Consider the following 16,202-nt stretch of genomic DNA (forward strand, 5'->3'; position numbering starts at 1 on the left):
GACATTGCAGCACGCCCGGCCACTCTGATGGACACGACATTGCACAACCCGCACAACCAAGAGGGGCCCGAGTGACCGACGTGGAGTTGGAGGTGGACCGCGGGCGGCTTGCCGGTGGCGGTGACGGTGTGCCGGGGCGGTTGGGACGCCCGGGTGCTGGACGCGTACAAGACGAAACCCTGTATCGCCGGTTCATGACGCAGCGCGCGACTCTTGTGGCCACGCCGCCGGGTGTGGGTATCGGTGGAGAGCACGTGCAGGTGCACAGGGATCGTGTTGGGAACGCTGCGCTCCGGAAAGGTCTTGATGGCCAGTGGTCGACGGTCGGGTCTCCCTCGGTTGTCTCGCAGAGGCTCTTCCCGGTGGCCGTGCCCAAGCGCAGGAGGAGACGGCGGATGCACGTGACGGTGCCCAGCGGGTCCGGGGAATGGCCGGCGCGCAGTCTCCTGGGGAGGCTGTCTCCTCCGGCGCGCCAGGAACTGCTCGGCCGGGGGACCGAGGTTCGGTTCGATGCGGATGCCTTGCTGCTGCGGCAGGGAATGAACGACAGACACGTGCTACTGCTGTTGTCCGGACTCACGAAGGTCACGGCGGTCGTGGAGAACGGTGAGACCTCGCTGCTCGCCGTCAGGGCCGGCGGCGACACGGTGGGCGAGATGGCCGCCATGGACGGGGCCGCCCCGCGCTCGGCGACGGTCACCGCGTGCGGTCCGCTGACTGCCCGAGTGCTGCCGGACGGTGCGCTGAGGGAACTGCTGCTGCGCCGCCCCGAGGTCTCCATGGCCCTGACCGCAGTCGTCGCCGATCGGCTGCGCTGGGCCAACCGCAGGCGTCTGGACTTTCGGGGGTATCCGGCGAAGGTGCGTCTGGCCCGGGTGCTGGTGGAACTCGCTGCCTCCTACGGAACTCCCCGGGCGGCCGACGCGGTGGTTATCGACATTCGGCTGACGCAGCCGGAACTTGCCACGCTGATCGGCGCCGCGGAGACGACGGTCCACAAGGTATTGCGCGAACTGCGAGAAGAGGGCCTGGTGGAGACGGGCTACCGTGCCACTGTCATCAGGGACCTGCCCCGGCTCAGGCGGCTCGCGGATCTGGTGGACCAATGACCGCATCCGAACAGACGTCAGGTCAGTACCGGCTGCAGGGCTACGCTCAACCCCGCGCTGACGCCCATGGCGGCCGTGCACACCACAGCCCCTGCCAGCCAGCGGTACTTGAGAACGGCGACGTGGGCGAGAAACCGCACCGTGTGCGACAACTCCCTTCGATCCGCGGCCTCGTCCGCGGGCACGTCCGCGGGCACGTCTTCGGCGGGCAGGATGTCGGGGCCCGATTCCAAGTGGACGAAGCTGTAGCGGTTGGCGGCCCGATCCCGCAACAACCTCGGGCTCAGTACCGCTGCCAGACTCACCGCCCCACCGATCAGTCCGCAGACGAACAGGGCCACCAGCGTCCCCGCGAACACCCCGGTTGCGCCTCCCCGCTCGCAAACGAGCACGGCCCCGCGACTCCATGCGCCTGCCGTGCCGGCCAGCCCGGCCTGTACCGCCGCCAGGATGCCGGCCTTCGCGTCCGCGTGCTGGTGGGTCGTCTGCAGCGCGGTGAACATGTACTGCGCGGGGCGGCTGTCGGCGTCCTGTCCGGTTGGCGCCATGGAGATCTCCTCTGATCGACGACGGCGTGCTCAGTCCAGTAAGCGGGACATGGCCTCGACTGGACCAGCCACTTCTGCGGGTTCTCGGGCGGCAGTACACGGTCCTTCTGCTCGCTGCACGAACCTCGCGAGTCCCAGGAGATCCCGGCATTCCGTGAAACCACGCGGAACCCCGTGGAAATACAGGGTCCCCACCGGGACTCGGATGTACGACTTCAATTGCCGGCGCCCGCAAGGGGGGAGCGGGCGCCGGGCTGTTGTGGAGCAACCCCACTGGTTTGCAGCGGGGTTGAGTGAAGCGCCGGTATCCCCCCGAAGTACGTGTACCGAGAGGTGTCATGACCAGAAACGGTAAGAACGAGTCGGGCGATACGGGATCCTTCGGGCGTAGACTGCTGCTGGCCGTCGATGCGAAGGGATACGGCGGGGCCGACACGGTCAGGCAGCACCAGTTCCAGGAAGCGATCGCGCGGTTGCTGGAACTGGCGGCCGATGCTGCCGGGTTGGACCGCAAGGCATGGCTGACACAGGAGGGCGGGGACTCGCTGTTCGCGGTCCTGCCCGAGGGGGCCTCCGAGCCTGCCCTGGTCGACGCCTTCATGCGAAGTCTGTACGCCAGTTTGCGGGCCTTCAACCTCGACCGGGTGCCGGATGCACGGCTGAGGCTCAGGGCGGCCGTCCACTTCGGCGAGACCTCGCCCGGCGCCAACGGCTTCGCCGGCCGCGCACCGGTCGAGATCGGCCGCATCCGCGACTGCGCGGCCCTGCGCGCCGCCCTGGATCAATTGCCGGAGGCCCCACTGGCGGTCGGACTGTCGGCGACCGTCTTCCGGGACGTCGTACAGGGGAAGGCGTACACAACCGTCCAGGAGAACGAGTTCCGGGAAGTGCCGGTCAAGGAGAAGGAGTACCGGGGGGCTGCCTGGATCTGGCTTCCGGGCGCCGATGTACGGCAGGTGGACCTGAGTCCTGCCGTACTGGAGGGGGAGCCGCGGTACGCGAACCCGGTGCGGAGCAAGGTGAAGGTGAACAACGTGCAGGGGCGCGCGGTCGCGGTGCGTGCGGAGGGGGCTGTGGGAAACCCCATCGAGGCCATCGCTGACATCGGTCGCGTGGCGCGGGACGGAGAAGTGATCGGTGTGGACCTCCGTGCCGCCGGAGACAATCAGTGACCGCCCACACCCCCCGCCCGCGCCGCGCCTTCGAGGACGTGATCCGGGCCCGTACGGAGGCGAATTTCGTCGAGCGTGCATGGCTGTACGACGAGATCGAGCAGGCACTGAAGTCGGACGAGGGCCAGTACGTCCTGGTGACGGGCGAGCCGGGAGCGGGCAAGACCAGCCTGCTCGCCGGCATCGCGCGGGCCCACCCCGACCGGCTCCGCTATTTCTTCAGACGGGACAGCCGGACCGCGGTCACCGGCGGCGACACCGAGTCGTTCCTGCTGAGTATCGGACACCAACTCGCCAGGGAACGCCCGGAACTCTTCGAACTCGAACGCCTCTCGGTCGTCGTCCAGCAGCACATCGACTCCGTGGCGGCAGAGGGCCGGGTCATCGGCATCAGGATCGACGACTTGAAGGTCTCCCCCTTCCACCGCACCGCCACCCTGGAGGTCGAACAGCGCATCCGTGACGTTGCGGGCAGGGCCACCGGCGTCGAGATCGGCATGGCTCATCTGGAACCCCGTCTCCTCGACTCCGACAATCTGGCCCACCTGGCGCTGATCGGACCCGCGCAGGTGCTGGCCGAACAGGACCCCGAGGCCAGGATCGTCATCCTGCTCGACGCGCTGGACGAGATAGCCGACGACGACACGACGGAGCCGAGGAAGAGGGTCCTGCACTGGCTGGCCCGTTCCCCCGAACTGCCCGCCAACGTCAAGGTGGTCATGACCTCCCGGCCCCACGCCGGGCTCCGGCTGTTCCGGGCCGCCCGGGAGGACCGACTCACCGAGGTGGTCATCGACGCCGGCTCACCCCAGGTCGTGGGCGATCTCCGCACGTACGCGGACTGCGTCCTGGAGAGGCCCGCCGTCCTCGCCGCCGAACGGGCCAGAGGCAGCCTCCCCGGCAGCACCAAGCGGCATGCCGTCCGCAGGGCCGCCGGAAACTTCCTGTACCTGGCCACCTACGCGCGGGCGCTGATCGACGCCGCCGAGGAACAGGACGACGAGATGGTCGACAGGCTGCTCGCCTTCAGCGGCGTGCCGGGCCGTCTGCCCGGGCTGTACGGGTTCTTCGTGGAGCTGGTGCGCGAGGAACTCACGCCATGGCCAAGGGTGCCCGGGACCAGTGAGCCGGGCGGCTGGGAAGGGGTGGGCCTGCCGATCATCGGCGTCCTCACCGTCGCGCGAGAGGCCCTGACAGAGGACCAGCTCACCGCCCTGTCCGGTACGCCCGTACCGGAAGAACCCGCACAGAAGGTCCTGTCGAGCCTGCGCTGGCTGCTGGACCGCCGAAGCGACCGGATCGCCTTCTTCCACACCTCGGTCAACGAGTTCCTCGCCGGACAGGAAGCCCGCGAGAAACACCCGGAGTGCTGGGTCGACGAGACCAGATGGCACGAGCGGATCGCCCACCACTACCGGGGCACCGCGCCGAACTGGGGGGACCTGGACTGGTTACAGGTGGACCACTACGGTCTTGCCCATCTCGTCGCCCACGTCCTGAAGGCTGGGCCGCGCCTGTCCGCCGAGGCCGTCGACATGGTCTGCCCCGGTCTGCGGAGCGCCGTCAGACGCGAGTTCGGGGCCGAGCGCCGATTTCTCGAACTAGTCGACAGCGTCGCCCACCATGTCGCCGACGGCGCGACCATCGCCACCGGGCTACCCGCGATGACGTACCTCGGAGTCGTGCGCCACCAGGCGGCGCAGTCCAGCAATGCCCTGCCGCCACGGGCGATCGGGCTGCTGGCCCGGATGGGGCGCGTCAAGGAGGCGCTGGAGCACGCGATCGGGATCACGCCGTCGCTGTGGCAGGTCACGGCGTTCGCGGAGATCCTTCAGTACGCACATCCTGGGACCGACACGCCCTCGACCGACGAACTGCTGGACCTGCTGGTCGAGTCCGCGCTTACGGTTCCGACAGACAGCTATCCTCTCAGCCCCAACGTCGACGCGGACCGTGCGATCGAAGTGACCGCACGACTGCTGGCATCTCACGATCTCGATCGCGCGCTGCGGTTGTGGCGGTGGGGACAGGAGAGGTCGCCGCGATCGGGCCGCCTTGCGCAGGAGCCGGATGCCCTGTACCGCCTCGCCGCGGCCGCCGAGCAGGATGTGGACAGAGCCCACACCCTCATCCGCAAGATCAGCGCGGAGCGCTGGGGGGACTACCTGGACGCGGCGGAACGCGCCGACCCCGCAGGGGCCGTCCAACTGCTGCGGGAGGCCGAGAAGTCCCTGGAGTCCGCCGGACCGGCGGACCGTGTCCTGGCGCTGGCACGACTGGCCGCCACATGGGCGGCGCACGATCCGGACACCAGCCGGCGTTTCCTCGCTGAAGTGCGCGTGCAGCTCTTCGCAGCCGGACGAGAGGAGGGCCTCGCTGCCCAACTGGTCAGGGCCGCATGCGTGTTGGAGGACGTGGACCGGATTACGGCTCGCCTTGTGCTGGCCCGCCTGGACACCTGCTCCCCTGACCACTGGGTCGCTCTCGACGGTGCTCGGCTATGGGTTCGTTGGGGGGTGCCCGAGCGTGCGCGGAGTCTTGTGGCCCCGTACCTCGCAGCGACCCAGGACGACGGGACGAGGTTCGCTGCCATGAAGGCGATCGGGCAGTCCAGCCCGGCCGAGGCACTCCGGCTCCTGGAACGTGACCACGCCGCCATCCCCGGGCCGTCCGAGGATCCGGATGCGCACATAACGTTCAGCCTGGACCGCGACCACGACCTGACCAGAGTGGTGGAGCGAATGGCCGAGTACGACCTTGCCCGGGCAACGCAGATGGCCAGGGGCATCACCGCCACCACCTGGCGTGACGACTGGTGGTGGCGTGACCACGCCGCAACCGCGGTCCCGGCCCAGGAACTCTTTGGCGAGGACCGCTATTCGCTCCTTGCCGGAATCGCCCACCTTCACCTTGCCCAAGGCCAGAGTGGACCAGCCACCACCATCCTTGAGGAGGTGCTGGGGAGCGCGAAACACCCCGCACCTCTCAGAGGGGGCGGCGGCTACGGCCGCTACTTCATGACTTCGTCGTCCGAGTCGAACGAACGTTCCTCCTGGAACCGTGTGGCACAGCTGAACATCGACGGCATGTTGGCGCAGTTCAACATGAGCCATGACTGGGCCGCTCGCGCGCGAGGACACTTCCATCGCCATCCGGCTGATGTCGTCCGCGCCGTCGAACTCGGCGCGCACAGCAGCATGGCCAGAGTGGTGCGCCGGTTCGCGGGGCGGTTGGCGCGCCGAGATCTCTCACGGGCCGGCGCCCTCATCCGCTCGCTCGCGGATCCCGGGGAGCGAGCCATCGGCTTCGCGGAACTGCACCGGATGGCACACGGCCCCGGCGGCACCGCCCCTCACACACCTGAGGCGGACATGTTCTCCAGGGAAATCGATCGCGCGCTCAGTGAACTACCGCGCTACCGGTGGACATCCGCTCTCGGAGACGACACGGAGGACAAAGCATGGGCATACGCACGTCCTGATCACCGGGTCCGCTTCGAACTCGCCCTGCTCGCCCTGGGATGCCGGAAGGAGGACTGGCGGGCAATCGAGGGGCTGCCCTACCTGGCCCGCGCACGGGTGAATGCAGCGGCTCTGTGGGTATCCGAGGTGTATGCCACCGATGTGATGGACAACAGGCGCCCACTTCAGGGAGCCAGGGAAATCCATATGCGGAACCTCAGCCCGGGACGGGACCTGGTCCGGGACGACACGATGGCCAAGATCGTGCTGGCCGCAGCCGCGTACCACGAGTACCGGATCGCCCGTGAGGTGCCCGGCTACAGCTTCCACGCGCCGCAAGTGCGCCTGGACGACCCGGTCTACGCCGCCGCCGTGGACCTCGTGACTCCCGTCCCCGGAGCCCCCCTCAGCCCCGCGTTCACTCGTCGGCTGAGGGAGATGCTGGACGAAGGCCCACTGCCGGCGGCGGCCGGACTGCTCGCCTTCGCCGGGGAGGCCAGGCAGGAGAACCGGCACGAACTTCGTGAGCTGGCCGCTGCGGTCATCGCGAGAGCCCGTGACGGTTCCGCGACCGGCTTGGACACACTGGCCATCCTGGCGGAATCGCCGCTCCTCGGCGACCTGGTGGATCCTGTCGCTCTCCTGCACGAAGCCGAACGCTGCGAGTTCGCCTGGGCCGGCGAGACCTGGATTCCCCACGACGTCGTGGCACGCCTGTTTCCCGTCCTGCTGGAGCGTGCGCCCGCAGTCGCGATGCGCACGTTCTACGAAGTCACCTCGTCGGACTGGCCCTTCGCGATGTCAATGCTGGAACACGCACCGGACGTCCTGATCGGCACGCTGGACACCGACGCGGTGGCCGTCCTCGGCGCGGCCATCGCCCAAGGGCTAGCCTGCACCTCCCCCGAGGGCGTGGCACCCGATGTCGTGGACGGCGTCCGGCTGGTGCGCCTCGCCGGCGGCCCCGGGGACGGGAGGCAGGCGGCATGACACATTCTGTCGACCCTGTGGTGGAGAGGGCGCACGCGGACGTCCTGGAGCTGTTCCGCACGGATACCGCAGTGGACCCGGCCGGACTGGCCGCGGTGTGCCGGGCCGCCCGCGACCGGCTCGCGGCGTTGCCTGACCTCGACCCGGACAATCCGCACTCCTGGACTTCGTACAAACTGATCACGACGGACGTACAGACCCTCCTCGGCTATCTCAGCGAGGTCGATGCCCCGAGCAGCGAACCGGAGCGCTTCCGGTCCCTGCTGATCCGTGTCCTCCGCTACCTCTACGCAGCCGACGGCGCCAAGACCGGCGTCCGATTGGCGGAGATCATCCACAGCGAGTGGGAAGCGCGGATCGGAGAGTCGCACATCGACACGCTCCAGGCCGCTGAACGACTTGCCGCGTGCCTGCACGCAGAGGGCGATGCGAAAAGGGCCCAGCCGGTGTTCGAAAGGATCTTTCAACTGAGGTCCAGGAAATTCGGTGACGACCATCCCGATACCCTTCTCGCGGCCTGCAACATCGGTGCGTGCCTAGGCCAACTCAAGGACTACTCTGCGGCGTTCCAGCTGTACAGCGACACCGTACGGCGATGTGAGCGACGACTCGGCAGGGATCACCGCACGACGATGTTGGCCACCTTCAACCTCGCGGCCTGCCTGCGCAAGCTCGGGGAGCACGAGAGGGCGCTGACGCTGTACCAGGACGTTCACCGGAGGTACGGACGGGTGTCGGGGGAAAACTCCCTTGAGACGCTCGACGCGGAGGCGGGCATCGCCAAGACTCTGCACGAGCTCGGCGAGTACGAGGAGGCACGCGCCATCAACGCAGACTTGCTGCCGAGATTCGAGAGCCTGGCCGGAAAGGACCACTCAAGCACAGCACACGCCCGCAGTCGTCTGACGGAGAACCTCCGCGCGCTCGGGCTCAACGAGGAAGCTGATGAAGTAGAGGGCATCGTGCACCCGGATTTCTGACCGTCTCGGCGCGCACGGCGCCGTGCGCGCCATGGAACCGCCCACACTCCTCGTGGACGCGGGCAGTTGCCAGGCCGGCGCGGCCCACGGGGCTGGGCGCGATGGTTCGCGCCGGGCACTTCTCCGAGAAGGCCGCGTTGCGGAGCGCGCGAAGCACCACAAGGACAACCCTGCGCACCACCGTGGGGAGGTCGCCCTGGCCTAAGGGTGCGGTTGTGGTGCGCAAACCGCCCACCGGTCTAGACAACAAAGAACCCCCGGGCCTCTGGCCTGGGAGTTTCTCATGGAGCGGGTGACGAGAATCGAACTCGCGCTCTCAGCTTGGGAAGCGACGGCGCTTGGGGAGCCGGGATGCGCCTGACCTGTACGTATGTGCTCCGACGCGGCGTCGGCAGAGGCGAGATCGCACCGATGTTGACCGTAGTTGACCGGTCTTAAGGGCACGCTATGGGCACGCCTTCCGATCGGAGGCTGAGGGATGTCCTGCGCTGCGGCCGAAGGGTGCTCAGGGCCCGGGTGCGGGCGTCGGCAGGTGGACACACCATTGCTGAAGCATACGGCTGAGCGACCGACCATGAACGATCCGTGAGGAGAACCGCCGGGGTGAGACGTCCGGCGCTTTTCGGGCGGCTCCTCCGGCACATGGGCTGAAGCAGAGAAGCCTGGCCGGACAGGCGGATTCGCGTATGCCGGGCACCCGGAAGTGCGGGAATGGACGGATGGCATGCGCCCGGCGGGCCGCAGATGCCCGCACCATCGCCCGTCGCGGAGCACTCTGTCCCGCCACCTCCTCGACGGGTGGCCACAAGAGCCGGGCCGGACGGCGAGTGTGCAAATGGGTGGATGCAACCGGACGGGTGCGGAACGAGAGCCAGGGCGATCAGCACGACGACCACCGCGATGGGGGCCGCGCCTCCGGTCGGCATCGTCGCCCCTGGGAGACCGGGAGACCGGGAGACCGGAGACCCGACGATGGAACCGTCTCCGGCGGCTCGTCCGATCGGGTGCCGAGGTCCTGCCGCGCGAGTGTTTCGTGGGGGTGCGGTACTCGCTCCGCGCCTCTCGGGCAAGGGATGGCGAGAGTGCGACGGCACCCGGTCCGGAGGAGGACGTCCCGTGGGTCCAGTGCGATGCGAGGAAAGCGCCGGCGCCATGGTGACCGCCGTATGACGGGGGCGGGCGAGGACGAGGCGGAGGTACGCGGCCGGGGCGAGCGGTTCGCCGACGTGGCCGATGCCCGGCTGCCCGTCCATGACGGGGCGGGGCAGCTGATCCGCAAGTCCTTCCCCGACCACTGGTCGTTCCTGCTCGGCGAGATCGCCCTCTACAGCCTGATCGTGCTGGTGCTGACCGGCGTGTGGCTGACGTTCTTCTTCCAGCCCGAGATGCGGGAGGTGGTCTACGAGGGCCCCTACGAACCCCTGCGCGGGACGCTGATGTCCGGTGCGTTCGACTCGACCCTGCACATCAGCTTCGACGTCCGCGGTGGCCTGCTGATGCGGCAGACCCACCACTGGGCCGCGCTGGTCTTCGTCGCCGCGATCGGCGTGCACCTGCTGCGGGTCTTCTTCACCGGCGCCTTCCGCAGGCCGCGCGAGATGAACTGGGTCATCGGCGTCACCCTCTTCGCGCTCTCCCTGGCCGAGGGCTTCGCCGGCTACTCGCTCCCGGACGACCTGCTCTCCGGCACCGGTCTGCGGATCGCCCAGGGCATCATGCTGTCGATCCCGGTCGTCGGGACGTACCTCGCCATGTTCGTGTTCGGCTCCGAGTTTCCCGGCCACGACATCGTTCCCCGGCTCTACACCCTGCACATCCTGCTGCTGCCCGGCGCGCTGCTCGCCCTGGTCACCGTCCATCTGATGCTGGTGTTCTACCTGAAGCACACCCAGTGGCGCGGCCCCGGACGCACGAACAGGAACGTGACCGGCAAGCCCCTCTACCCCCAGTTCGCGGCCTCCTCGATCGGTCTGTCCCTCGCCGTCTCCGGGCTGCTGGTGGTGCTCGCCGCAGTCGCGCAGATCAACCCGGTGTGGGTGTACGGCCCCTACCGACCGGACCAGGTGTCGACCGGCTCCCAGCCGGACTGGTACGTCGGCTTCCTCGAAGGCTCGCTGCGCCTCGTCCCGCCCTGGGAGACGAACCTCGCCGGGCACACCCTCATGTGGAACGTCCTGCTGCCGGCCGTCGTGCTGCCCGCGCTGCTCTTCCTCGTCCTGTACGCCTACCCCTTCGTCGAGCAACGGCTCACCGGCGAGGACGGCCAGGAGCAGCACTTCGGCGACCGGCCACGCGAACGGCCCGTGCGTACCGGCCTCGGCGCCGCGGGCGTCACCTGCTACGCCGTGCTGCTGCTGGCCGGCGGCAACGACGTCATCGCCCTGAGCTTCCGGATCTCGGTGAACGCCCTGACGTGGATCTTCCGGGTCGCCCTGATCGTGGCCCCGGTCGCCGCCTTCTTCGTGACCCGCACGGTGTGCCGCGCGCTGCTGCACACGGAGCAGGAACTGCTGACCGAGGGCGAGGAGACGGGGGAGGTACGGCAGACCCTGGCCGGCAGCTACGAGAGCGGCCACCGCCCGGTCACGTCGTTCCGGCCGGGGGCCCCGCGCAGGCCGCTCAGTCCTCCTGACCGGCCCCCCGGCTCGCGTACTGGAACACCAGCCCGGCAACACCCCGAGCCAGAACGCCGAAGCCGATGAGGAACAGCCACAGCCCGAACACCACCCCCACCGCCGCGACGGCGAACCCGAACGCGGTGACGATCGGCCAGGGGCTGTGCGGCGGGAAGAACTCCAGCGGCCCGGCGGAGTCCGCCACCTCCGCGTCCGTACGGTCCTGCGCGCGCGGGCCGCGCCGGACGTACTGGGTGGCGCAGAAGAACGACACCAGCGCCGCCATCCCGAACGCCACGATCAGCGCCGCCGTACCGGCCGGATCGGCGTCGGACCACACGCCGTAGAGCGCGGCGGACGCACCGAAGAAGACGGCCACCCCGCCGAAGAGCAGTGCCTCGGCCTTCACCGCAGCCCCTCCCGCTCCGCCTGCCGCACGATCTGGGGATGGTGCAGGTCGAACGCCGGGGACTCCGACCGCACCCGGGGCAGTGCCACGAAGTTGTGCCGGGGCGGCGGGCAGGAGGTGGCCCACTCCAGGCTGCGTCCGTATCCCCAGGGATCGTCCTCCTCGACCTGCCGTCCCCGGCGGGCCGTACGCCAGACGTTGTAGAGGAACGGCAGCGTGGAGATCCCGAGCAGGAACGCGCCCGCCGAGGACAGGGTGTTGAGCAGGGTGAACCCGTCGGCCGGCAGATAGTCGGCGATCCGTCTCGGCATCCCCTCCTCGCCGAGCCAGTGCTGCACCAGGAAGGTCAGCTGGAAACCCGGGAAGAGCAGCCAGAAGTGCACCTTGCCCAGCCGTTCGTCGAGCATCTTCCCGGTGAACTTCGGCCACCAGAAGTAGAACCCGGCGAACATCGCGAACACGACCGTGCCGAAGAGCACGTAGTGCAGATGCGCCACCACGAAGTACGAGTCGGTGACATGGAAGTCGAGCGGCGGCGACGCGAGGAGCACCCCGCTCAACCCGCCCAGCAGGAACGACACCAGAAACCCCACCGACCACAGCATCGGGGTCTCGAACGAGAGCGAACCCCGGTACATCGTCCCGATCCAGGCGAAGAACTTGATCCCGGTCGGCACCGCGATCAGGAACGACATCACCGAGAAGAACGGCAGCAGCACCGCCCCGGTCGCGAACATGTGGTGCGCCCACACCACCGCGGACAGCATGGTGATGGAGGTCGTGGCCCCGATCATCGGCAGATAGCCGAAGAGCGGCTTGCGCGAGAACACCGGGATGATCTCCGAGACGATCCCGAAGAACGGCAGCGCCACGATGTACACCTCGGGATGCCCGAAGAACCAGAACAGGTGCTGCCACAGCAACGCCCCGCCGTTGTGCGCGTCGAAGACGTGCGAGCCGAACTTCCGGTCGCACTCCAGCGCCAGCAGCGCGGCCGTGAGCACCGGGAACGCCGGCAGTACCAGGACCGACGTGAACAGCACGTTCCAGGTGAACATCGGCATCCGGAACATGGTCAGGCCCGGCGCACGCAGACACAGGATCGTCGTGACGAAGTTGACCGCGCCCAGCGTGGTCGACACGCCGGTCACCACCAGCCCCATCACCCACAGGTCGGCGCCCGCGCCCGGAGAGTAGTACGCGCTGTTGAGCGGCGCGTACGCGAACCACCCGAACGACGCCGCGCCCCCCGGCACCAGAAACCCGGAGACCACCATCAGCCCGCCGAACAGGTACATCCAGTACGACAACGCGTTCAGCCGCGGGAACGCCACGTCCGGGGCGCCGATCTGCAACGGCATCACCGCGTTCGCGAACCCGGCGAACATCGGGGTCGCGAACAGCAGCATCATGATCGTGCCGTGGATGGTGAAAAGCTGGTTGTAGACGTCCTGGCTCATCAACTGGAGCCTGGGGCGGGCGAGTTCGGCACGCATGCCGAGGGCGAGCAGACCGGCGAGGAGGAAGAAGCAGAACGCCGTCACCATGTACAGACGGCCGATCACCTTGTGATCGGCCGTACCGGTCAACGCCAGCAGCCCGCGGCCCAGCGGCGCCGGAGCGACAGGAGACCCGGTCCTACTACCGGCCCTACTACCGGCCCGCTGTGACAGTTCGCTCATGCTCCTCCTCAGCCGAGCCGAGCGCGGAAAGCGCCTCGTGGGTGCTCGCCGTCCCGGCAGACCGTCGGCTCCCACGCGCGGGCACCCCTCACCGGCATGGCTGATACATGCGTGTTTGTCCACTCCTTGGCGACGCTACCGGCGACCACGCGCACACCACGTCAGCCACGCCTCTTCCCATGGCATTCGCTGCCGGACAGCGGGTACTCGGCGCCCATGCACACGACCCATGAGCGACTGGCCGCCGCCGGCCCGGCGGCGGGGATGGTGATCATCGTCGTCTGCGGCCTGCTCGTCACGGCCGCACTGGTGGCCGCCGTACGCCTCGCTATCGGCGTACGGCGCAAGGAGCCTGCACCCCCTCGCCGCGGTGACCACCCCACACCGCCGCCCTCGGGACCGGTGCGCGAAGAACAGAACATGCGCGAACCGAACGAGGTGCCCCGGGCCACCGGTGACCACGACCGCCTCACCCCGCACCAGCTCGGCAACGCCCCCAGCAGGCCCAGCGAGAACCAGACCCGCCCGCGCTGGCAGCACGGCTCCAGCGGATCCTTCGGCGGCGGCGGAGGCGACGGCGCGACGTGACCTGGCCGGCGGCCCCCTGCGTACGACGGGCCGCTGAGCACCGTCTCACCCACGCGGCCCCGGCAGAAGGTTCCCCGGGCGCGTAGAGCCGCACGCCCTCGGTGCCGGGTCCTGTTGGGCACACCGAGGGCACGACGCGGTGGTGCCCGTGCAAGGCGGTCGGCACCCCGGTTTCGACTCGCTCCGGTGTCCGGTCATGGGCATCGTTGCGCGGGCACACATGGGTCGTGACAGCCTTCGCTCATTCCTCCGGCTCGGAAGCGCGTTGGAGGTCGGCCCGTCCCTCGGCGGCGCGGATGAAGCGGGTCATGCCGAACCGGCTCGCTCCGGGGGTGTCCTGAGGGGTGCCCGGCGCCGCATCGGTGGGGCGGGGCACGGACGGCAGGACGTAGGGGCGGCGGAGCACCTCGTCGAGGATGATCACGGTCTCGGTGGCGCGGACCGCGGGAATGGTGGACAGCCGGTCGGTGACCAGGCGGTGGACGGCGGAGACGTCGGCCACCCGGATCTGGATCATGGCGTCGTGCTGGCCGGTGGTGACGGCGCAGTACTCCACCTCCGGCATCTGGGCGAGCGCGGTGCGGAACTGTTTCCACAGCTCCTGGCGGACCGTGACGAAGATCAGGGCACAGATCTCCAGGCCGATCCGGCTGTGGTCGACGCGGGCGCTGAAGCCGTTGATCACGCCGTCCGCGCGGAGGGCTTCGAGGCGGGTGTAGGCGTTCGCGCGGGAGACGCCGACGCGATCCGCAAGGGCCGCGACGGAGATGCGGCCCTGGGCGCGGAGGACGTCGAGGATCTTGAAATGCACCGAATCCAGGGCAAGGCCGATGCCGATCCGTCCAGAGCGCCGTTCACCCGGGGGCTCTGGGGTGGACTGATCTTCCATGTTCGCGCCTCTCCGTCGATTTTCGTCTCGCGGTGGTCCCGTCGGCCGAGAGTCCTGGTTAGTTTCGGCCCACCCTAACGGCGAATCGTCCAGGTCGACCTCCCGGCGCCCGCCCGCACCCGCCACCCGCCCGGCCTTCTTCCGCTCCGCCCTGCTCACGGAGGCACGCATGCCCAGATTCAGTGCCGGGTCGTACCCGGCGGCACTCTCTCTCGTCGCGGTCGCGGCGCTCGCCCTCAGCGCCTGCTCCGGTGGCACGAGTACCTCCGGCTCCTCGGGTGGCAAGACCCTGGTCCTCGACACCTCGTTCAACCTGAAGACCGCCGACCCTGGCCGTGAGTTCGAGCCGACCGGGCAGATCGTGGACAAGGCGCTCTACGAGACGCTGCTGACCTTCAAGGGCGGCGACGTCACCAAGCCGGTGCCGGGGCTGGCCTCCTCGTACGAGCAGTCCACGGACGGCAAGACGCTCACGCTGCACCTGCGGACGGGCGCGAAGTTCGCGGACGGCAGCGCGGTCACCGCCGACGACGTGGTGTTCTCGCTGAACCGGGTGATCGCGCTCAAGGGCAACCCGTCGTTCCTGCTCGACGGCGTCACGGTCACCAAGACGGACGCCTCCACCGTCACCCTGGTGTCCAAGAAGGCGAACCCGGCGCTGCCCTTCATCCTCCCCAACCCCGCGCTCGGCATCCTCAGCGCGAAGACGGTCCAGGCCCACGGCGGCTCGGCGACCCCGGCGGACGCGGCGGAGAAGTACCTCAACACCACGTCGGCCGGCTCCGGCCCGTACACGCTCACCTCCTTCGACACCAACACCCAGGTCGTCCTGAAGAAGAACCCCGAGTACACCGGCTCGGACAAGCCCACGTACGACAAGATCGTCCTCCGCAACGTCCAGGCGCCCACCCAGAAGCTGAACGTGCAGCGCGGCGACAGCCAGATCGCCCTCGACCTCACCTCCGACCAGGTCAGCGGGCTCGGCGGCGGGCTCAAGGTGGACAGCGGTGCGTCCTCCGACGTGATCTTCCTGCTGCTCAACCAGAACACCAAGGTCAGCAGTACGACGGCCGACGCGAAGTTCGCGGAGGCGGTGCGCAAGGGCATCGACTACAAGAGCCTGCTGTCACTCGCCGGCACCGGCTCCGTCCAGCCCGCCGGGATCATCCCCTCCACCTTCCTCGGCGCGCTGCCCGGCTCCGAGGCCGCCGGCCGCGACCTCGCCGGGGCGAAGGCGGCCCTGAAGGCGAGCGGGATCAGCAAGCCGTCCGTGACCCTCGGCTACGCCAGTGACCTGACCGTCGACGGCCTGTCCCTGCAGACCCTCGCCGAACGGGTCCAGGCACAGCTGAAGGAGGTCGGCATCACCGTCACGCTGGCGCCCGCGCCGACCACCACGGAACTGGACAACTACCGCAACGGCAAGGAGCAGTTGGGCCTCTGGTACTGGGGCCCGGACTACCCGGATCCCAGCGACTACCTGGCCTTCCTGCCCGGCAACCTGGTCGGCCTGCGCGCGGGCTGGAAGGCCGGCGCCGACCCCGCCCTCACCTCGCTCGGCGACAAGGCGGCCACCACGATCGGCGACGACGCCCGCAAGACGCTGTACGAGCAGATCCAGACCAGGCTGAACACCGACGGCCCCTTCGTCCCGCTGATGCAGCCGAGCCGCAACACCGTCTCCGCCGCGTCCGTCACCGGCGTCGCCTACAACCCCGTATGGACGATCGATGTCGCCGCGCTGGGTGCCAAGTAAGCG

General features: G+C 68.9%; 11 protein-coding genes. 7 read left to right on the forward strand and 4 right to left on the reverse strand.

Annotated elements, in window-relative coordinates:
- Positions 1–395: 395 nt before the first annotated feature.
- Positions 396–1,109 (forward strand): Crp/Fnr family transcriptional regulator, encoded by a 714-nt coding sequence (locus tag SSP29_RS10010; protein WP_089100187.1) that lies wholly within the window; start codon positions 396–398, stop codon positions 1,107–1,109.
- Positions 1,110–1,126: 17 nt separating this feature from the next.
- Here SSP29_RS10010 and SSP29_RS10015 read toward each other — a convergent pair whose 3' ends face one another.
- Positions 1,127–1,657 carry a Pycsar system effector family protein gene (locus SSP29_RS10015; protein WP_089100188.1) on the reverse strand — a complete coding sequence of 177 codons (531 nt, stop codon included), beginning with the start codon at positions 1,655–1,657 and terminating at the stop codon, positions 1,127–1,129.
- 338 nt (positions 1,658–1,995) lie between these two features.
- Here SSP29_RS10015 and SSP29_RS10020 point away from each other — a divergent pair, with 338 nt between their 5' ends.
- The 4 genes from SSP29_RS10020 (at position 1,996) to qcrB (ending at position 10,962) form a co-directional block, all read left to right on the forward strand.
- Positions 1,996–2,829 carry a hypothetical protein gene (locus SSP29_RS10020; RefSeq protein WP_089100189.1) on the forward strand — a complete coding sequence of 278 codons (834 nt, stop codon included), beginning with the start codon at positions 1,996–1,998 and terminating at the stop codon, positions 2,827–2,829.
- Positions 2,826–7,280 carry a P-loop NTPase family protein gene (locus tag SSP29_RS10025; protein ID WP_089100190.1) on the forward strand — a complete coding sequence of 1,485 codons (4,455 nt, stop codon included), beginning with the start codon at positions 2,826–2,828 and terminating at the stop codon, positions 7,278–7,280. Before SSP29_RS10020 ends, SSP29_RS10025 begins: the two co-directional genes overlap by 4 nt.
- On the forward strand, positions 7,277–8,260 hold the full coding sequence (locus SSP29_RS10030; RefSeq protein ID WP_089100191.1) for a tetratricopeptide repeat protein: 984 nt from the start codon (positions 7,277–7,279) through the stop codon (positions 8,258–8,260). The genes SSP29_RS10025 and SSP29_RS10030 overlap by 4 nt, the downstream gene beginning before the upstream one ends.
- A gap of 1,166 nt (positions 8,261–9,426) precedes the next feature.
- A complete protein-coding gene (qcrB, locus tag SSP29_RS10035) occupies positions 9,427–10,962 on the forward strand; it encodes a cytochrome bc1 complex cytochrome b subunit (RefSeq protein WP_089100192.1) in 1,536 nt (511 codons plus the stop codon).
- Here the strand turns inward: qcrB and SSP29_RS55265 are convergent.
- A complete protein-coding gene (locus tag SSP29_RS55265; protein WP_089100193.1) occupies positions 10,880–11,284 on the reverse strand; it encodes a cytochrome c oxidase subunit 4 in 405 nt (134 codons plus the stop codon). The two genes, qcrB and SSP29_RS55265, sit on opposite strands and share 83 nt — an antisense overlap.
- Positions 11,281–12,966 carry an aa3-type cytochrome oxidase subunit I gene (gene ctaD, locus SSP29_RS10045; RefSeq protein WP_089100194.1) on the reverse strand — a complete coding sequence of 562 codons (1,686 nt, stop codon included), beginning with the start codon at positions 12,964–12,966 and terminating at the stop codon, positions 11,281–11,283. The genes SSP29_RS55265 and ctaD overlap by 4 nt, the downstream gene beginning before the upstream one ends.
- A gap of 216 nt (positions 12,967–13,182) precedes the next feature.
- Between ctaD and SSP29_RS10050 the strand changes: the two genes are divergently transcribed.
- Positions 13,183–13,554 (forward strand): DUF6479 family protein, encoded by a 372-nt coding sequence (locus SSP29_RS10050; RefSeq protein ID WP_150133878.1) that lies wholly within the window; start codon positions 13,183–13,185, stop codon positions 13,552–13,554.
- Between the two features lie 241 nt (positions 13,555–13,795).
- On the opposite strand, the gene SSP29_RS10055 is transcribed toward SSP29_RS10050, so the two are convergent.
- Positions 13,796–14,365: an Lrp/AsnC family transcriptional regulator gene (locus SSP29_RS10055; RefSeq protein ID WP_245883061.1), complete on the reverse strand. Its 570-nt coding sequence runs from the start codon at positions 14,363–14,365 to the stop codon at positions 13,796–13,798.
- Between the two features lie 247 nt (positions 14,366–14,612).
- On the opposite strand from SSP29_RS10055, the gene SSP29_RS10060 reads away from it, so the two are divergent.
- Entirely contained in the window at positions 14,613–16,199 is a 1,587-nt protein-coding gene (locus SSP29_RS10060; protein ID WP_089100196.1) for an ABC transporter substrate-binding protein, read from the forward strand.
- Positions 16,200–16,202 lie beyond the last annotated feature (3 nt).

Origin of the sequence: Streptomyces hyaluromycini, from assembly GCF_002217755.1 — a bacterium.
Lineage (GTDB): Bacteria > Actinomycetota > Actinomycetes > Streptomycetales > Streptomycetaceae > Streptomyces > Streptomyces hyaluromycini.